Source organism: Pseudomonas sp. ICMP 3272, from assembly GCF_001466905.1.
In the GTDB taxonomy this organism is placed as follows: domain Bacteria; phylum Pseudomonadota; class Gammaproteobacteria; order Pseudomonadales; family Pseudomonadaceae; genus Aquipseudomonas; species Aquipseudomonas amygdali.
In genome coordinates this window covers 122,240-141,209 of sequence record NZ_LKEK01000075.1, presented here as the reverse complement: position 1 = coordinate 141,209, position 18,970 = coordinate 122,240, and the positions used below count along the sequence as shown (strand labels likewise).

At 57.9% G+C, this 18,970-nt stretch carries 18 protein-coding genes; 14 read left to right on the top strand and 4 right to left on the bottom strand.

Annotated elements, in window-relative coordinates:
* Nucleotides 1-23: 23 nt before the first annotated feature.
* Together AO068_RS21265 and AO068_RS21260 are read right to left on the bottom strand one after the other, a co-directional pair.
* Entirely contained in the window at nucleotides 24-2,690 is a 2,667-nt protein-coding gene (locus AO068_RS21265) for an autotransporter family protein (RefSeq protein WP_058409365.1), read from the bottom strand.
* Nucleotides 2,691-2,942: 252 nt separating this feature from the next.
* Nucleotides 2,943-4,136: an MFS transporter gene (locus AO068_RS21260; protein WP_058409364.1), complete on the bottom strand. Its 1,194-nt coding sequence runs from the start codon at nucleotides 4,134-4,136 to the stop codon at nucleotides 2,943-2,945.
* A gap of 164 nt (nucleotides 4,137-4,300) precedes the next feature.
* Between AO068_RS21260 and AO068_RS21255 the strand changes: the two genes are divergently transcribed.
* Nucleotides 4,301-5,434 (top strand): lactonase family protein, encoded by a 1,134-nt coding sequence (locus tag AO068_RS21255; protein ID WP_058409363.1) that lies wholly within the window; start codon nucleotides 4,301-4,303, stop codon nucleotides 5,432-5,434.
* 63 nt (nucleotides 5,435-5,497) lie between these two features.
* Here the strand turns inward: AO068_RS21255 and AO068_RS21250 are convergent, their stop codons facing one another.
* Complete coding sequence (locus AO068_RS21250; protein WP_002553692.1) at nucleotides 5,498-7,087, bottom strand: ABC-F family ATPase; 1,590 nt, start codon at nucleotides 7,085-7,087, stop codon at nucleotides 5,498-5,500.
* Between the two features lie 398 nt (nucleotides 7,088-7,485).
* Entirely contained in the window at nucleotides 7,486-8,334 is an 849-nt protein-coding gene (locus AO068_RS21245; RefSeq protein WP_058409362.1) for a hypothetical protein, read from the bottom strand.
* A gap of 859 nt (nucleotides 8,335-9,193) precedes the next feature.
* Here AO068_RS21245 and AO068_RS21240 point away from each other — a divergent pair.
* From AO068_RS21240 to AO068_RS21180, 13 genes are all read left to right on the top strand, one after another.
* Entirely contained in the window at nucleotides 9,194-9,895 is a 702-nt protein-coding gene (locus AO068_RS21240; protein ID WP_058401502.1) for a DUF3053 domain-containing protein, read from the top strand.
* Nucleotides 9,896-9,994: 99 nt separating this feature from the next.
* Nucleotides 9,995-10,558 carry a GNAT family N-acetyltransferase gene (locus AO068_RS21235; RefSeq protein ID WP_058409389.1) on the top strand — a complete coding sequence of 188 codons (564 nt, stop codon included), beginning with the start codon at nucleotides 9,995-9,997 and terminating at the stop codon, nucleotides 10,556-10,558.
* 119 nt (nucleotides 10,559-10,677) lie between these two features.
* Nucleotides 10,678-11,103: a DUF3830 family protein gene (locus AO068_RS21230; RefSeq protein WP_058409361.1), complete on the top strand. Its 426-nt coding sequence runs from the start codon at nucleotides 10,678-10,680 to the stop codon at nucleotides 11,101-11,103.
* Between the two features lie 115 nt (nucleotides 11,104-11,218).
* Complete coding sequence (locus AO068_RS21225; RefSeq protein WP_005743629.1) at nucleotides 11,219-11,662, top strand: hemerythrin domain-containing protein; 444 nt, start codon at nucleotides 11,219-11,221, stop codon at nucleotides 11,660-11,662.
* Between the two features lie 49 nt (nucleotides 11,663-11,711).
* On the top strand, nucleotides 11,712-12,071 hold the full coding sequence (locus AO068_RS29325) for a hypothetical protein (RefSeq protein WP_005743630.1): 360 nt from the start codon (nucleotides 11,712-11,714) through the stop codon (nucleotides 12,069-12,071).
* Between the two features lie 374 nt (nucleotides 12,072-12,445).
* Nucleotides 12,446-13,297: a transporter substrate-binding domain-containing protein gene (locus AO068_RS21215; protein ID WP_058401503.1), complete on the top strand. Its 852-nt coding sequence runs from the start codon at nucleotides 12,446-12,448 to the stop codon at nucleotides 13,295-13,297.
* Nucleotides 13,298-13,360: 63 nt separating this feature from the next.
* Complete coding sequence (locus tag AO068_RS21210) at nucleotides 13,361-14,023, top strand: amino acid ABC transporter permease (RefSeq protein WP_002553700.1); 663 nt, start codon at nucleotides 13,361-13,363, stop codon at nucleotides 14,021-14,023.
* Between the two features lie 9 nt (nucleotides 14,024-14,032).
* Entirely contained in the window at nucleotides 14,033-14,695 is a 663-nt protein-coding gene (locus AO068_RS21205) for an amino acid ABC transporter permease (protein WP_058409360.1), read from the top strand.
* Entirely contained in the window at nucleotides 14,692-15,483 is a 792-nt protein-coding gene (locus AO068_RS21200; RefSeq protein WP_002553702.1) for an amino acid ABC transporter ATP-binding protein, read from the top strand. The genes AO068_RS21205 and AO068_RS21200 overlap by 4 nt, the downstream gene beginning before the upstream one ends.
* A gap of 40 nt (nucleotides 15,484-15,523) precedes the next feature.
* Nucleotides 15,524-15,910, top strand: coding sequence for a RidA family protein (locus AO068_RS21195; protein ID WP_002553703.1), 387 nt, complete (start codon nucleotides 15,524-15,526; stop codon nucleotides 15,908-15,910).
* Between the two features lie 59 nt (nucleotides 15,911-15,969).
* Entirely contained in the window at nucleotides 15,970-16,734 is a 765-nt protein-coding gene (locus tag AO068_RS21190; RefSeq protein WP_004658792.1) for an IclR family transcriptional regulator, read from the top strand.
* Nucleotides 16,735-16,765: 31 nt separating this feature from the next.
* On the top strand, nucleotides 16,766-17,971 hold the full coding sequence (locus AO068_RS21185; RefSeq protein WP_080394747.1) for an amino acid deaminase: 1,206 nt from the start codon (nucleotides 16,766-16,768) through the stop codon (nucleotides 17,969-17,971).
* Between the two features lie 28 nt (nucleotides 17,972-17,999).
* Nucleotides 18,000-18,923: a sugar kinase gene (locus AO068_RS21180; RefSeq protein ID WP_058409358.1), complete on the top strand. Its 924-nt coding sequence runs from the start codon at nucleotides 18,000-18,002 to the stop codon at nucleotides 18,921-18,923.
* The last annotated feature ends 47 nt before the right edge of the window (nucleotides 18,924-18,970 follow it).

The window sequence follows — 18,970 nt, the reverse complement described above, 5'->3', positions numbered from 1 at the left end:
GCATCCCCGCGCTGACGGTCGCATTACCACACCAGCCTGAAACCCAGGCTGGTGTTTACTCCCTCCGTTCCTTGTTCGCCCAGATCACCAAGGTAATCAGCGCTCCAGTGCAGACTGGCCTTGCTGCTCAATGTCGCTATCATCCCGGCGCCGATACTGCCCGTCGTTGATCGATGCTCGGTTCTTATCTGCTCTGCATGATCGAATGTCAGCGTGTCATGGCCGTCCTCGGTGTGCCAGAGGTTGGCTCGTAGATAAGGCTCTATCGGTACGTTACTGAATTGATAGCGCCCCTTGAAACGCATGCCGATGCGCCCTGTGGTGTAAGACTGACTGTCGAATCCGAGATGGGCAATGCCGTCATGCTGGTCCTGAAGGTCTATGCGTTGGTAGATGATCTGTAGCTGAGGCTCTGCAACCCAGCGCTGTGAGAGTGGCAGCGGATACCCGGCCTCTGCAGACAGGCTCATCACATGGCCTTCAATGTCGACACCTGTGCCCCTGACAGAGCGGCTGCGGCCGTCCAGGCGAGTGCCCATCGCTACGGCGTCAACGTACCCGCCACCGGGCGTCGTCAGCGTCCAGTAGGCCCCCAGACTTTCCCCGCTCAGTTTCAGGTGCCCTGTTTCGTAGTTTCTGAAACCCTCAGCAAAACCCTGCACCTTGCCATCCAGACGGTTATGCGCGACGAACAGCCCGACGCGCTGGCTCCGCCCGTTTTCCAAGTGCCAGGCATACAGATCATGGCCGATCTGGTAGCCCTTGAATGAAGCGTCCAGGCCTGGGCTCACGTCTCCAGACCAGCGTTGCCTGAGGTCGCTGCCAAACACACGTGCCCATCCGGCAGGCGCCATGCCGTATTCAGTCAGTAGCGCCTGATCACCCTGGCGCTCATGAAAGGTGCCCAGTGAACTCAGCGCCAGGACCGCAGCGCTTGGCGCTGCCACTGAATAGTTGGCAACCTCGGGGCGGTACAACGCGATGGGCGCGGCTCCGCGAACGGGGTCCGGCAGTGGCGGTGTTCCGATCGCGGGCACTGGCAGTGTGGCTGCCGGGAGGACCGGTGCCGGGGTGGTCGGCGCGGGCTCAGGGTTTGGGGGCGGGGCGGGCACAGGTTGCGGTGTTGGTGTCGGCTCGGGAACAGGTTCAGGAATCGGCTCAGGTGTCGGCTGGGGAGTTGGCTGTGCAGGTTCGGGGAGGGGCTCGACAGGGGGCGGCGCTGGCGTTGGCGGCGCAATCACTGCAGAGCGCAGGAACCAGCTGTTCTCAGAGCCGGCAGTGGCGCCGCCCTTGAACAGGTAATACTGATAAGCGCCTGCAGACAGCGGATTTTGCAACGAAAAGGCGCTGCTATCGCTGGTTGCACCGTTGATGGCTTGTACCACTTCAATGCCGTTGCCAAGGGTCAGGGCGCCCAGCCCACCCGCATTGCTGACGATCATGCGCGTAGAACCACTGATACGACCCTGTGCCACCACCAGTCGGTCGCTGGGGGATGCATCATCGCCCAGTGCCGAGAGCAACAGCAGCCGCCCGTTGTGGCCGGTGTAATTGCCGTTCACCGTCAATGTGCCAGTGAGCGCGCGGCCTGCATCGCTCACGTCCAGCGTTCCGGCATTCTCTAATGAAGCGAGGGATGCGGCGTGGAAGGGCGCAATGCTGCCCGAGTTCGAGATCAGCGTACTGGTGGAGTCAATGTTCAGAACGCCGGTGTTACTCACGCCGTCACCAATGACCAGCTTACCGGCCAGATTCAGCTGCGAGCCGTTACTCACGTTGACCGTCTCCCAGTTGGCATAGCGACCCGGCTGCGACGATACAGTGTTGTCGAAAGTCAGCACGTCATTGCCAGGGCCGCCGTCAAGCAACGGATTGGCGCTCAGGTAATATTCGCTCAGGTTGTACAGTCGCGCCGTATCATCGCCTTCGGCCATCAACACACTGCTGCGGGCGTAGCCGCTGTTCAGCCAGTTGAAACTGTCATTACCGGCGCTGGCGCGAACTTCACCGCGTATATCGCCACCGCTGAGGGTGATCTGGTCGTCGCCTCCGCTGACGCTGACATTGCCGCCCACGGAGCCGCCCGAGAGGGTGATCCTATCCCTGCCAAAGCCGGTTACCAGGTTGTTGATGATTGTGCCGCTGGACATTTCGAACACATTGTTGTCCAGCTTCATGTCGACGCGGCCAATGCTGCCGCCGGTCATCACCGCGACGTCGCCGTCCTCGAACGCGCGAATGATGGTGCCTCCGCTCATCAGGAAGGTATCTCGCCCGTCGCCCTGAGCCAGCGAGCCCAGCGTACCGCCGCTCATGAAAAAGTTGTCGGGATCGTCGCCCTGGTTCAGGCTGCCGCTGATCTCGCCCGCCGACAACGTGAATGAGTCGACCCCGGCACCTTGGGTGACGTTGCCCAGAATACGGCCTGACTGCATATCAACGTTGTCGACTCCTGCCCCGTAGCTGATATCGCCGGAGACCGTGCCTGTTCCGCCTGTTGGAAATATCAGAATGTGATCGCCGCTAAGGCCGATAAATGAACCGCTGATGCCACTGTCGCAGACTTGAACGCCGGGCGATGCCGAGGCCCCAAGTGCGCAGGCTCCCTCTGCACAGGACGGGATAATGGCCAACATCATGACCGGCAGGACATTACGGGTGTGGTACAGATGAATACAACGAATTTTCATGACAGCTCTCCCGGCCAGGCAGGCAGCAGGGAGGCAATCGAAACGGATAAAGGCGCCAGACTGCCACGCTCAGTGACGTCGCACCAAGGCTGGCGACGGTCGCTTTGCAGGCCTGTTTTCAAGGCCCGCAGTACGAAGTCAAGAGGTCGCTGGCCGATGCGTCAAGAAGTTGACCGACCGGTGGCGGAATTTAAACACTTGCTACCAACTATTCGAATTACAAGCAAAAAACTTATGCACTAAAGGTAGTGTTCATGCCGGATATGTTTGGTCAGCGGTACGGCGTGATAACCAGATTGTCAGCGCCAGCGCGCATACCGACAGCAACGCCGCGTAAAAAAAGATCCAGTCATAGCCCTGACCCAAGGCGATAGCCCCCATTACAGGGCCGGCAATTGCCAGGGCCAGATCGAAGAACACTGCGTAGGCACTCAGGCCTGCGCCTCGGCTGGGGGTAGGCACGCTTTTGATCGCTTCCACGCCCAGCGCCGGGTAGATCAGCGACAGCCCCACACCGGTCAGCCCGGCCCCTGCCAGAGCAATGCCGCTGCTCGGTGAAAGCCAGAGCATCAACAGCCCGCAGATCTCTACTGCCATACAGACGATGGCCGCGTTATAGCCGCCGAGCCGGTTGATGGCGCCGATGAACAGCAGGCGGGCGAGGATAAAGCACACGCCAAACATGCTCAGGCAATAAGCCGCGCCTTCCCAGCCACGGCTCAGATAAAACAGGGTGATGAACGTTGTCAGCGTGCCGTAGCCGATAGAGGACAGCGTCAGTCCCAGACCATAAGGCGCGATACGGCCGAACACTGACCAATAGGGCAGGCGCTCACCGGCTACGACCGGCACCGATGGCTTGTTGCGGATCAGCCACAGCGCCATCCCGGCCATCACCATCAAGGCGACCCCCAAGCTGTTGAAACCCACAGTATCTATGACTACCACGCCCAGCGGTGCACCAATGGCTATCGCACCATAGGACGCGATGCCGTTCCACGAGATTGATCGGGCCGTATGTTCTGCGCCGAGTTTGCCGATGCACCAACTGATAGTGCCAACTCCGATAAGCCCTTGGGAAACGCCGAGAAACAGTCGCGCAACGATCAGAATCGACAGGCTCAGCGTGGCAAACTCCTGCAGCAGCGTTGCCAGTAACGTCATGCTGCCACTGATGACGATGCCCCACAGTCCGAACACGATAGAGCGCTTGCTGCCCAGCGTATCGGTCGCCCGGCCGGCAAAAGGTCGACTCAGCAGCGTTGCCAGGTATTGCGAGGCAATGGTCAGGCCGGCAATCAACGGGCTGAAACCTAACTGGTCGTGAACATAGCCGGGCAGCACCGCAATAGGCAGACCGATGCACAGAAAGGCGATGAAGGTGTAGAAAACGATGGAAACGATTTGCAGGGTAATCGTCATGGAACCGGAGTGTGCGGCAGGCATTGGGCTCTTCGCTGGCAGGCGGTGGGAGTGCCTCATCATGGCGTGCACTGTGACTAAAAGAAAGCAGGCTAACGGTTTTATATGGGCGGGTTATGAGGCAGTTGCTGTTCTGCAGATATGGTCATAGGATGACTGATCACACCACAATAATAAAAAGGTTTGCCATGAGAAATATTCTGTTGCTGGCCGCTGCAGTCGGTTGTTCGTTTGGCCTGCCTGCCCAGGCAGCCACGTTTGCTTACATATCCAGTCCCACCGACGGCCTGATATCTCAATACCGTCTGGATGAGCAGAGCGGCGCGCTCAGCCTGGTCGAGCAGACAAAAGCCGGAGACCAGGTCAATCCGATGGCCATCTCACCGGACGGCAAAGCGTTATTTGCGGCGCTGCGTTCCAAGCCTTATCAAGTGCTGAGTTTCAGCATCGAGCCTGCAACAGGGCATCTCAAGCCGCTGAGCCAGGCACCATTGGCCGAGAGCCTGGCCTACCTGTCTACCGATCGCAGCGGGCGCTTCCTGTTCGGCGCGTCCTATGGTGCCGATTTGCTCAGCGTCCAGCCTATCGATGCGCAACACCGCCCGAGCGACAGTATCCAGACCTACAAGACCGGCATGCATGCGCATTCGGTGCGCACCGACCCGAGCAACCGTTTTGCATACGCCGGTAATCTTGGTGTTGATCGTGTTCTGCAATACCGGCTGGAGCCAAAGGACGGCAAGCTTGTGCCCATTGGCGAGGGCTATGTTGCGGTTACCGAGAATACCGGCCCACGCCACTTGGCATTTTCGTCCGATGGCAAATTTCTGTACGTGGTTGGCGAAATGAGTGGCACCGTCACTGCCTTCGCGATCAACCAGAAAACCGGTGCGTTGAAGCAGACAGGCGAGGCGGACGGTATCCCGAAACGCTTGAACCTGGCGCCGGGGCAGGCCCGTGATGCGCGCAACAACGATCTCAAGGACGATCCTACCCCGCGTATATGGGCGGCAGACATTCGCCTCGCGCCGAATGGCAGGTTGCTGTTTATCAGCGAGCGCACCACCAGCAGCGTGTCGGTGTTCAAGGTCGAGCCTGCCAGTGGCAAGGTGACGTTTGTCGAAAACTATCCGGTGCAGGAAAAACAGCCACGCAATATCGCTGTGTCACCCAATGGGCGCTGGTTGCTGGTGAGCGGTGAGAAAAGCGACAAGGTCGGCAGTTACGCCATTGCGGCGAACGGTGCCTTGCAGCGGGTCAGCGAAGCGCCCTCGGGTAAGGGTGCGCTGTGGATTGAAATGCTCAGCCAGCCGGGCCAGTAGCGGTTTTGAAAATAAAAAGCCCTGTCACAAGACAGGGCTTTTTGCTGTAGCAGCCTGACAAGCTTAGAACGAAACGCCCTGGCTGCGCAGGTAGTCGTCGTAGGTACCGCTGAAGTCGATCACGCCGCTTGGGCTGAGTTCGATGATGCGGGTTGCCAGCGAGGACACGAACTCGCGGTCGTGGCTGACGAAAATCAGGGTGCCCGGGTAGTTTTCCAGCGCAAGGTTCAGCGCTTCGATGGATTCCATGTCCAGGTGGTTGGTCGGTTCGTCCATCACCAGCACGTTCGGTTTTTGCAGGATCAGCTTGCCGAACAGCATGCGGCCCTGTTCACCACCGGAAATCACTTTGACCGACTTGAGGATCTCGTCATTGGAGAACAGCATGCGGCCCAGAGTGCCACGTACCATTTGCTCGCCGCCTTGCGTCCACTGGCCCATCCAGTCGAAGAGGGTAGATTCGTCTTCGAAATCGTGAGCGTGGTCCTGAGCGTAGTAACCGATTTCTGCTGCTTCGGTCCACTTGACCGTGCCTGCATCGGGTTGCAACTCGTTGACCAGGGTGCGCAGCAGGGTGGTCTTGCCGATGCCGTTCGGACCGATGATTGCAACACGCTCGCCGGCTTCGACCTGGAAACTGAAGTCCTTGAACAGTGTCTTGCCGTCGAAGCCTTTGGCCATGCGATCGACAATGACTGCCTGACGGTGCAGCTTTTTGGTCTGTTCGAAACGAATGAACGGGCTGACACGGCTGGACGGCTTGACCTCGGCCAGCTGGATCTTGTCGATCGCCTTGGCTCGGGAAGTGGCCTGCTTGGCTTTCGATGCGTTGGCCGAAAAGCGGCTGACGAACGATTGCAGCTCGGAGATCTGCGCTTTCTTCTTGGCGTTGTCGGACAGCAACTGCTCGCGGGACTGGGTCGCCACGGTCATGTACTCGTCATAGTTGCCCGGGAACAGGCGCAACTCGCCGTAATCCAGGTCGGCCATGTGCGTGCACACGCTGTTCAGGAAGTGACGGTCGTGGGAGATGATGATCATCAGGCTGTTGCGCTGGGTGAGGATGTTTTCCAGCCAGCGAATGGTGTTGATGTCCAGGTGGTTGGTTGGTTCGTCGAGCAGCAGCACTTCCGGATCGGAGAACAGTGCCTGCGCCAGCAGAACGCGCAGCTTCCAGCCGGGCGACACTTCGCTCATCGGGCCGTTGTGCTGCTCGATGCCGATACCCAGGCCCAGCAGCAGTTCGCCGGCACGGGACTCGGCAGTGTAGCCGTCCATTTCCGCAAACTCGGTTTCCAGCTCTGCCACGGCCATGCCGTCGTCTTCGCTCATTTCCGGCAGCGAGTAGATGCGGTCGCGCTCGGCCTTGACCTTCCACAGCTCTTCATGACCCATGATCACGGTGTCGAGCACCGTGAATTCTTCGTAGGCGAACTGATCCTGGCGCAGCTTACCCAGTCGTACGTTCGGCTCCAGCATCACCTGACCGCCCGAAGGCTCAAGGTCGCCACCGAGGATTTTCATGAAGGTGGATTTGCCGCAGCCGTTCGCGCCAATCAGGCCGTAACGGTTACCGGCGCCAAACTTGACCGAGACGTTCTCGAACAAGGGTTTGGGGCCGAACTGCATCGTGATGTTAGCTGTGGAGATCAATTACTTTACCTATCAATAACTTGGGCAATAACTGGGGAGCGCTGGTGTCAGCGGGTGTCGGGTTCTAGAGCCGACCGGAGCTGTTCAGCCTGCTCCGCCTGAGCATGAGCTGATCCAACGGGCATACGTCTACAGCAACGGCAGCCTGCCATGGCCGCGTTGCCGGGATATGAATGTGGGGGTTCATGCCAGACATTGGCGCGCATTGTCGCATAGGTCGGGCGGCAGTGACATGGTGGACGGTGCCGGATTGCCGAGTTGTCTGCGTTGGGGTTCGCTCAGGTGCCTGTCGGGTAGCATTGCTCAAGGCGTTTGCGCAGGGCAGAGGCAGGTGCGATTTCAACGGAAGTCGCAGAAGAAATAGACAGGGTCGTCAAGTTGCCTGATCGGGAGGTCGTTTACGTTCGGCTGGCGTTGTAATGGGCGACGCTTACTTTAAGCCGGGCTTCATCAATGCTCAACTTGGGAATGATTTCATCTGGAACTCGCGAGCTGTCGGACAAATTGAACACCTGAAAATCATCCCCGACTACCTGTTTCGACATAAGTTCCAGTGACGGGAGAATTCTTGATTCGTAGTGCTGGTCCAGTCCACAAGGCGAGCACACGTCTGTCGACGATTCATAGAACCGGCCTGCAGACTGATTCATATCAAAGCCTACGAGAAAGACGCTATCAAAACCAAGGTGATAGGACAATTGCAAGGCGAGATACATGACCGTGCGGGCGTCGAAAAAGCCCAGTTCCAGGTTTTTGCTGAAGCCGATATCCCTGCTTCTATGACTCCATAAAGACAGTTTTCTGACCAGCGCATCTTCTCGTGAACAGAGCGCTGCAACCGTCGACAACCTCGGTGATTTCTTCAGCGCATAGGCGTGCCCGGAAGGCCTGGGAATGCCAGAGTTGAACTGGTCTTCCCACAGGCCGACATTCTCGCTTTCGCGCATTGCCGCGGCGAACAGCTCGGGCTGCTGGTTGGGAAAGTCCCGGTCAGTACACACGTAGAACAATGGCTTGATGTTCGTTCCTGCAAACATCGAGAACGCCCCGTTCATGGTAATCATCGGGGTGTCCGAAAAGTCTCGGATCGGAAAGTTTCTGGCAGATTGACCTGAACCAATCAGCAGAACCGGGCCTTTTCTGGTGCCTCTGCATTTGCCGAAATCAAGTACGCGGGTCGGCTTCGGAATGTGAACCTCAGCTGACTTTCGAAGATAAACCGCCGCATTGATGGATTGACTAGTCATGACTACCTCATGAGCACTAGTGGCAAATTAGTTAGGGTATTTGGCGCGCAATGCTATTGGCTGCTGGCCATTAGTTCAATATCAAAGAGTTTCAGTAGCGTATCAAACTGGAAACATTAAGGCACAGGTTGGTGATTAATTTTTGAAGATTTTTTCTTGCGTTAGAGGATTTTTAGGATGTAATGCACGACCTGCAGTATTATTTAATACTAAATAGCCAGTATCAAGCTCGCGGTTAATGCACCTGCCGCTAGATGCGCTTAGTGCAATATTGCTGAGCATACATACAGGCTTCGCGCTGTACGAGGGGAGGGAGGCGGGAGAGGGTGAGGCTGCAAGGCCCGGCTATCACCGGGCCTCCTTGTTGTGGCGAATTTATTGATAGCTAATCGGATTTCCGTTCCTGCCGCTTCCTCCTGAACCAGCTCCCCAGCGCGTGGAAAGGGTGAATGAACATCGCAATCGCTCCGAGCAGAAAGACGATGGAGACAAGGATCAGGCCCAGGCCCTCGTGTGCAAACATAGTGATTGACTCCTGTTGTTCACTTTGTCGGTGCGCTGAAGACTAGTCGCTGAAACGTTTCACCTCATGAAGAAATGTTAATGAACTTTCCTGAAAAGGCTGCCAGGCGAGCTTTTTGCAGTGCTGATTCTGTTGCGTCGACACTCTGAAGTACCTGCGTTTGCTGACTCAAATAGCCGAGGGGGAGCGGGTTTTCCATGCGCCGTTCTGGTGATGAGGCGTCGCAAAATTCATCCGCCGCGGAACTAGATGAAGTGATGATGAGACTATAAGCACGCTCGCGTTCGTCAGGCCATGCCGATGACCGCGCATTCTCATCACCCGGAGGTTCCTGACATGAAGTCCCTTTTCCGTCCAGTCTTGCTGCTGGCTGTTGCTTTACCCCTGTTGCTGACCGGCTGCGGGGATAAGGAGCCCGAGCAACGCACTGCGTTCACTCAGTTCCTGCAAACCCGAATTATCGACAAGCCAGGTGTGCACGTTCCCAAACTGACGGACGACGAAAAGAAAGCCTTTGGTGACTACAGCTCGCACTATGCCGTTATTTCCGACTTCGGCGCGGGTATGGACACCGCTGTACAGCCTCTCGCCGGCTTGATGCAGAAAGGATCCTTTCGTTCGGTAAGCGATGTCATTCAACGTCGCGCAGACCTGGCTGCCGTGCAGACAGGTCTTGATGAAGTCGGTGAGAAGCTGACCATCGAGCAGGGCAAGGCAGATGCGGCACATGCCAAACTCAAGCAGCCCGATGACTTGAAAGTCGTTTACGACAAGGCGTATGACAGGACGGTGAGCGTACCCGCCAACACGTTCCGTGAAGTCTTGCCGCAAATAAAGGGCACGTTTTCGAGTGGCCTGAAGGTTGCCGATTATGTGGACGCGCACAAATCGCAAATCGATATCTCGGGTTCGGCGATAACCGTCAAGGACCCGGTCGTACAGGCTGAACTCAACAAATTGCTGCAAGAGCTGAACGATCAGGGCAAAAACGCTCAGCAGGCTCAGGCTCGTCTGCAATCGCTCATGACCGGTCGCTGAGATTGAGCTGACGGCTTGCCCCGGCCTTGTTGCCGGGCCAGGCCGTGTGTCGGGTATGATTCGCGTGTCTTTTTGCCTGCCCCGGGGCCTGTCTGCTTGATAATCAAACCTCTCCCATCGACGATTGCCCTGCGTGAAGCAGTGCCCGCTGACGCTATCTGCCTGAGCGCGCTGGGCATGCAGGTCTTTCTCGACACCTACGCAACGCAAGGCATCCGTGAGTCCATCGCGCGCGAAGCCCTCGAGGCATTTTCCCCGCAGGCGTTTGCGCATCTGCTTGGCGCATCGGAAACGCTCATTATCGTGGCTGAATCTCTTGGGCATCTGATCGGCTTCGCTCAGGTAACGCTGTGCGTCGATCACCCGATGCTCGGCGTATCGACGGCTGCCGAGTTGCAACGCCTCTATGTGCAGGAACGCTTCACTGGATGTGGAGCAGGGCGACTGTTACTCGAAGCCGCCGAGCAGCGCGCTGCGGCCAGAAAGGCCGCGTTGATGTGGGCGACTGTCTGGGTTGGCAACCCGCGCGCGTTGGGGTTTTATCCGCGTCAGGGTTATGAAGTAAAAGGTTCGCCACGTTATGAGTTTCAGGGCGAAACACATGAGAATCGGCTGTTCGCCAAACTGCTCGGCGGGTCAGATCCGGCGCGGACTTCTGTTTGATTAACGATTGCAGCTGCCTGCCTCCCTGTGAGCGCAGCGGAACTCCGTGACGCCTCACAAGACTCGCGTTTATCCTTGCGCACCATTCTGAGCATTGTTGCCTTCAAGGAGTCCTTGCAGTGACCACCATCAAAATTACCGCGGGCGGATACGAGTTTCTGGCCGAAGCCAATCCGGATGCGCCGCAAACGGTGGAAGCATTTCTCAAGCTGCTGCCTTATCGGCAGAAATTCATCCATGTGCGCTGGAGTGGTGAGGGCTGCTGGGTGCCACTGGATGATTATCAATTGAAGCTGGATGGCACGTTGATCGGTTTCGAGAACGCGACCAGTCATCCTTCTGTGGGCGACATTCTGTTCTATCCGGGCGGTTACAGCGAAACCGAGATTATCCTGGCGTACGGTTCGTGCTGTTTCGCCAGCAAGATGGGCCAACTGGCCGGCAATCATTTTCTGACCATTACTCAAGGCAAGGAAAACCTGCGCAAACTGGGCGTCAAGACGCTTTGGGAAGGCGCTCAGGATGTGCTTTTCGAGCTGGCCTGAGCCTGTGGTTAGCGCGCAGTAGTCATTTGCCAGTATTTCTCGGAACTGCTGATCTTCGCCAGGGGTCTAGTCCACAATGCTTCCAGCTCCCGGAAGCCGACCTGGAGACAAGACCTTGAATATCTTTGAAGCATTGCGTGAAAGCCATGATCGTCAGCGCGGTTACGCCGACGCACTGATCCAGACCAGCGGCGACAGTGTCGAACGAGAGAAAGCCTACAAACAGCTCAAGGATGAGCTTCAAGCTCATGAGACAGCCGAAGAACGGTTTTTCTATATTCCCCTGATGGCCCACGACAATGGCGTGGACCTCAGCCGCCATGCCATTTCCGAGCATCATGAAATGGACGAGATGATGGAAGAGCTCGATGAAACCGAGATGTCCAGCCCGGCCTGGCTGGCGACTGCGAAAAAGCTGTCGGAAAAAGTGCATCACCACTTGAAGGAAGAAGAGCAGAAGTTCTTTCAGATGGCAGGCAAGTTACTTGATGAAAAGCAGAAAGAGAGCCTGGCTGGTGAATACGTGAAGGAATACGAAGAGCAATTGGCTGAGGGGTAACAGGCCCGTGCAGTGCTAGAATCGGCTTTTTTATCAGCGAAGGCACGACATGAAGTTTCTGTTTTTGACGAGCGCAACGGTGATTGCGGCAACGGTTCTGGCCGGGTGCGCAGCGCCTTCAAACTCGGCACGTGCGGCAGGGCCATTCAAGGTCCTGTCGAGTGCCAAGCAGGATGCCGCCGTTGCCCAGTGCATTCAGGTGACCTGGCAGAACGAAGCGATGTTTGGCACATCGTCAGATGTGTTCCTGCATGATCTTTCCGGTGGCGGCTTCACTGTTTTCACTACTGAATCCAGGTATTTCGCAGACGTACACGCCAAAGGTCCTGCCACTGCTGTCGAGTTCTACGCTCCGCAGGGCGATACCCAGGCCGCCTTGCGATCCGCTGCGATTGCTACCTGCCTCTGAATGATGCTGTTCGTCATGCCTCAACCGGACTGACTTTCTTGCCAATGCTCCCGCATTGGCAGGCAGTTCCAGCGTTTTGCACCTGTCCTCACTGCGGCGCGACCGTTGCGCCTGCACCAGTACTGCGTACTCGACCGCGGCGCGCGCACAAGAGTGGGGCCTTACCACTCATTTGTGACAAAAGGTAGCGGTGCCCTCAAGTCGTAATATCACCCAGCCATCAATTCCTTCGTCTCCAGCCTTTTGATTTACCTCGAGATTTTTATGCGGTGTTTTTCGCAGGCCTCGTATGGCACACTTTCTGCTGTCTATTCCGTTGTTACATACCATTGTCCGCTATAGCGGAATAAAAATACTTCGGCGGAGTCTATGTCATGCATCGCGGACCTTCTTTTGTGAAAGCTTGTGCATTTGTCCTTGCAGCCTCATTCACGCTGGCCAACGCGGCTCAGGCCGCCGAAGGCAGCAAGCTGGATGCAGTATTGAAACGTGGCAGTCTGGTGGTGGGTACAGGCAGTACCAATGCCCCGTGGCATTTTCAGGGAGCGGACGGCAAGTTGCAGGGTTTCGATATCGACATCGGCAGGATCATCGCCAAGGGCCTGTTCAATGACCCGAGCAAGGTCGAGTTTGTGGTGCAGTCATCGGATGCGCGAATTCCCAACTTGCTGACTGACAAGGTCGACATCAGTTGCCAGTTCATCACCGTTACCGCCAGTCGTGCACAGCAGGTGGCGTTCACCTTGCCGTACTACCGCGAAGGCGTAGCGTTGTTGCTGCCTGCCAACAGCAAATACAAGGAGATTGACGACCTTAAAGCCGCGGGCGACGGAGTGACCGTTGCCGTGCTGCAAAACGTATATGCCGAAGAGCTGGTGCATCAGGCGCTGCCCAAAGCCAAGGTCGATCAGTACGACAGCGTCGACCTGATGTACCAGGCGATCAACTCGGGGCGCGCCGACACGGCCGCCACCGACCAGTCTTCAGTGAAGTACCTGATGGTTCAGAACCCTGGCCGCTACCGCTCGCCGGCTTTTGCCTGGAGCCCGCAAACCTACGCTTGTGCCGTCAAACGTGGCGACCAGGACTGGTTGAACTTCGTCAACACCGCCTTGCATGAAGCCATGACCGGTGTCGAGTTCCCGGCTTACGCCGCCTCGTTCAAGCAATGGTTTGGTGTCGATCTGCCTGTGCCTGCAATCGGTTTCCCGATGGAATACAAATAAGTCCACTCTGACCTTCAAGGGCAGGGCAGGCCATCGGGCTTTCCCTGCCAGGTACGGGCAAGCATGAATTATCAATTGAATTTTGATGCCGTATGGCGCGACTTTCCCAGCTTGCTGGCGGGGTTGGGCCTGGGGCTGGAACTGGCCCTGATCTCGATCGCCATCGGCTGTGTGATCGGGTTGGCAAATGCATTTGCGCTGCTGTCACGTTACAAGGCACTGCGAATTGTCGCGTCGATCTACGTCACCGTGGTGCGCAACACGCCCATTCTGGTGTTGATCCTGCTGATCTACTTCGCCTTGCCCGGGCTGGGCATTCGCCTGGACAAGCTGGCGTCGTTCATTGTCACGCTGTCGCTGTACGCCGGTGCCTATCTGACCGAAGTCTTCCGTGCCGGTTTGCTGAGCATCCACAAAGGTCAGCGCGAAGCAGGGTTGGCCATCGGTCTGGGCGAGTGGCAGGTGAGGGCATACATCATCGTTCCGGTGATGTTGCGCAACGTGTTGCCAGCGCTATCCAACAATTTCATTTCGCTGTTCAAGGACACCTCGCTGGCAGCCGCCATTGCGGTGCCGGAGCTGACCTATTACGCGCGCAAGATCAACGTCGAAAGCTACCGGGTGATCGAAACCTGGCTGGTGACCACTGCACTCTACGTAGTGGCCTGCTATGTGATCGCCATGCTGTTGCGCACCCTCGAACAACGTCTGGCGATTCGCCGCTAGGAGGCTGTCATGTATCAACCCCCTGGCTGGTTGCAGGAATTGTGGACCGCGAGAGAAGTGCTCTGGTCCGGCTTTTTGACCAGTATCCAGTGCTCGGCGCTGGCGATTGCTGCGGGCACGTTGATCGGCATGCTGGCCGGTCTGGTGCTGACCTACGGCGGATTCTTCGCACGGTTGCCGATCCGGCTCTATGTGGATCTGATTCGCGGTACGCCGGTGTTCGTGCTGGTGCTGGCAGTCTTTTACATGGTCCCGGCGCTGGGCTGGCAGATCAGCGCGTTTCAGGCTGGCGCAATAGGCCTGACGTTGTTCTGCGGCTCTCACGTATCAGAAATCGTGCGCGGTGCCCTGCAGGCCATTCCCGCTGGCCAGCTGGAGGCTGGCAAGGCGATCGGGCTGCGTTTCAATCAGTCGCTGCGCTATGTGTTGTTGCCGCAGGCCATGCGCCAGATCCTGCCGACGTGGGTCAATTCCTCGACCGAGATCGTCAAGGCTTCGACACTGCTTTCAGTCATCGGTGTGGCTGAACTGTTGTTGAGCACTCAGCAGGTGATTGCGCGCACGTTCATGACCATGGAGTTCTACCTGTTTGCAGGTTTTCTGTTCTTTCTCATCAATTACGCCATTGAGCTTCTTGGGCGGCAAATCGAAAAACGGGTGGCATTGCCATGACACAGACTCATACCGCAACCCCCGGCCCGGCGCTGCTCAGCATCGAAGGCCTGCACAAGTCCTACGGCGCAGTGGAAGTGCTCAAGGGGGTCGATCTGCGTATGCAGAAAGGCAACGTTGTTACCCTGATCGGTTCCAGCGGCTCGGGCAAGACCACCTTGCTGCGCTGCGTCAATCTGCTTGAAGAGTTTCAGGGCGGTCATATCCGGCTTGAGGGGCAGGACATCGGTTACAGCGACGTAGACGGCAAGCGTACCCGTCATCCGGAGCGGGTTATCGCACAGCACCGGGCAATGACTGGCATGGCGTTTCAGCAATTCAACCTGTTTCCGCACCTCAGCGCCTTGCAGAACGTGACCCTGGGTCTGCTCAAGGTCAAGAAGATGCCCAAGGATCAGGCCATTGCCCTGGCGGAAAAGTGGCTGGACCGGGTCGGGCTGCTGGAGCGCCGCAATCACTTCCCCGGCCAGCTGTCTGGTGGTCAGCAGCAGCGGGTCGCAATTGCCCGCGCCATTGCCATGAATCCCAGCCTGATGTTGTTCGATGAAGTCACTTCTGCGCTCGACCCGGAGTTGGTCGGCGAAGTGCTGAGCGTTATCAAGGACCTGGCCGAGGACGGCATGACCATGCTGCTGGTGACTCACGAAATGCGTTTCGCCTATGAGGTTTCAGACCAGATCGTATTCATGAATCAAGGGCGCATCGAGGAGCAGGGGCCACCCAAGACACTGTTCGAGCAACCGAAATCGACGCGCTTGAGCGAATTCCTCAAGAACATCCGTTTTTAACGTTTCACGACGTCCAATGCTTCAAGACAAGGAAAAACTCATGACTATTACCCGTTATGGCGCAGGCAGCACTGCTGGGGGCGGCCAGCCACGTCCATTCGCACGAGCAGTCGAGGCCGACGGCTGGCTGCACGTTTCCGGCCAGGTGCCTGCGCAGGATGGCGAGATTATCGTCGGCGGTATCGTCGAGCAGACGCACCAGACCATGCGCAACCTGATCGCGATCCTCGACGAAGCCGGTTATGCGCTCGAAGACGTAGTACGGGTCGGCGTGTGGCTGGAAGACCCACGGGACTTCTGGAGTTTCAACAAGGTGTTCGGTGAATACTTCAGCCCCGAGCATGCACCGGCGCGCGCTTGCGTGCAGGCCAGCATGATGGTCGACTGCAAGGTCGAAATCGACTGTATTGCTTATAGGCGCAAGTAGCAGCTTCAAGCCAGAAGCCTCGGGTTATCTGGCTTACAGCTCTACTTAAGGAATGAGTCATGACTGAAGACACAATCAAGCGCCGGGCACGTGGACTGGACCGGGCGTTCGATATTCTGGATTTCCTCAAGGAAAAGGCCAGACCCATGCGTCCCAACGAAATTGCCAGCGGAATCGGCAGCCCCAAATCGACGGTTTACGAGCTGGTGGCGTCGCTGCTGGAGCGGCGTATTCTGGAAACGGTCGGCAAGGACGGGCATGTCTACCTTGGCCGTCAGTTGTACTTTCTCGGTCAGGCGCACTTGCGCCACTTCGATTTCACTCGCGAGGCGGAAGTCTGCCTGGGCGAGATCGTCAGCCAGACGCGGGAAACCGCGCAGATGTGCCTGCTCAATGGCCGAAAATACACCGTTGCGCTGATGAAAGAGGGTGAGCGGCATTTCAGGATTTCCTCGGACATCGGTGAAAACGCGCCCATCCCGTGGACCGCTTCCGGGCGTCTGCTGCTCAGCCACCTCAGCGATCAGCAGATCATCGACCTGATTGATCCCGACGATTTCATCCTCCCGGGTGGCGAGCGTCTGCCGCTGGAAACCTTCTTGCGGGAAATCCGCAAGGCGGGCGAAGAGGGTTTCTTCTCCTTCGATAGCGTGGCCGACACCTTCACGCACTGTTTCGCCGCGCCGGTGAAAAACGAGCACGGTCAGTGCATCGCAACCCTGTGCATTGTCGCGCCGCGTGCCGATGCCAAGACCCATTACGACGACTATCGACGGGTGCTGATCGACAGCGCCAATGGCTTGGCTCGTCGAATAAACGAATAACTGCAGGAGATTACTGATGAGCATCGCTGTCATGGACACCGCCGTCATGGACAAGGGCACTGCACAGCCGGGCGACAGCCTGGTCACTGATGTCAGCCTGCCTGCACTGGTCATCCATCGTCAGGCGCTGGATCACAATATTCGCTGGATGCAACGTTTTGTCAGCGACAGCGGTGCAGAACTGGCACCGCATGGCAAGACCAGCATGGTACCGGCGCTGTTTCGGCGACAGCTGGACGCGGGCGCATGGGGCATGACCCTCGCCACGGCGGTCCAGACCCAGGCCGCTTATGCGCATGGCGTACGGCGGGTGTTAATGGCCAACCAGTTGGTCGGCGCGCCGAACATGGAGGTGATTGCCGATCTGCTGGCTGACCCGATGTTCGAGTTTCACTGCATGGTCGATCACCCGGACAATGTCGCTGCACTGGGCCAGTTTTTCGCGGCACGCGGCCTGCGTCTGAACGTGATGATCGAATATGGCGTGCCCGGTGGACGCTGCGGCTGTCGCAGCGAAGCGCAGGTGCTGGCCCTGGCTGACGCTGTTCAGGCTCAGCCGGCGCTGGCGTTGACGGGTATCGAGGGTTACGAAGGCGTCATCCACGGCGACCATGCCATCGACGGCATCAAGGCGTTTGCCGCGTCGCTGGTACGCCTGGCTGTCGACTTGCAGGACAAGGGTGCCTTCGCTTTGGATCGCCCGATTGTCACTGCATCCGGCTCGGCGTGGTACGACCTGATCGCTGAAGCATTCGATGCCCGGGCCGTTCGCGAACGGTTCCTCAGCGTGCTGCGCCCCGGCAGTTATGTGGTGCATGACCACGGCATCTACAAGGATGCGCAGTGCTGCGTGCTGGACCGACGTGCCGAGCTGAGCGAAGCGCTGCGTCCTGCGCTGGAGGTCTGGGCGCATGTGCAGTCCATGCCGGAGCCGGGTTTTGCGGTGATCGCCATGGGCAAGCGCGACGTTGCCTACGATGCAGGGCTGCCCAACCCGCTGCTGCGTTACAAGGCGGGTGTGCAGCCTGCATCAGGCGACGACGTCAGTGCCTGCAAGGTGACCGCCGTGATGGATCAGCACGCTTTCATGACAGTCGCGCCCGGGTGCGAGTTGAAGATTGGCGACATCATTTCCTTCGGTACCTCACACCCGTGTCTGACCTTCGACAAGTGGCGTTCAGGTTGTCTGGTTGATAATGACATGCGAGTGATCGAACCTTTCAGCACCTATTTCTAGTTCCGGTATTGGCAGGAGTAATCGTCTCATGAGCCTTCCACGGGTCGCCCTGATCGGCGAATGCATGATCGAGTTACAGCAGCATGCCGACGGCAGCCTGCGTCAGAGCTTCGGCGGCGACACGCTCAATACGGCGGTTTACCTTGCCCGGCTGTTGGGTGAGCGGGCCAAGGTGGATTACGTCACGGCGCTGGGTGATGACAGCTTCAGCGATGCCATGTGCCGGATCTGGGCCGATGAGGGCATTGGTCTGGGCAAGGTGCAGCGCCTGCCGGGGCGTTTGCCCGGGCTCTACTGCATCCAGACCGACGCCAATGGCGAGCGCCGTTTTCTCTACTGGCGCAACGAAGCCGCCGTGCGGGACTGTTTCATGACGCCTGCGGCCGAGCCGATTCTCGCGGCGCTGGCCAGCTACGACGTGCTGTATTTCAGCGGTATTACCCTGGCGGTACTTGGCGAGCAGGGCCGCGCCCGATTGCTGGAAGCGCTGGGCCGTGCTCGTCAACGTGGGGTCAGGGTTGCCTTCGACAATAACTATCGGCCTCGGCTGTGGGCCAGCTTGGAGCAGGCCCGCGAGGCCTATCAGGCATGTCTGCAGCATGTGGATCTGGCGTTGCTCACCGAAGACGATGAGCAGGCGCTCTATGGTTATGCCGACAGTGAGCAATTGCTGGCGGCCTATCGGGGTCGTGGCATCGGTGAGATCGTCGTCAAGCGCGGCGCGCAAAGTTGTCTTGTGGAAGCCGGCGGCGAGCGTTTCGACATTGCGTCGCAAAAGGTCGAGCGTGTCGTCGATACCACGGCAGCAGGGGACTCGTTCAGCGCTGCCTATCTGGCCGCCCGGCTCATGGGGGAACACCCGCGACAGGCTGCCGAAGCAGGTCATCGTCTGGCCAGTGTGGTGATTCAACACCCGGGTGCGCTGGTACCAAAATCGGTCATGCCAGTCTGATGGCACCTGCGACGGAACATGCAGTTGATCGGCTAACGCACTGACAG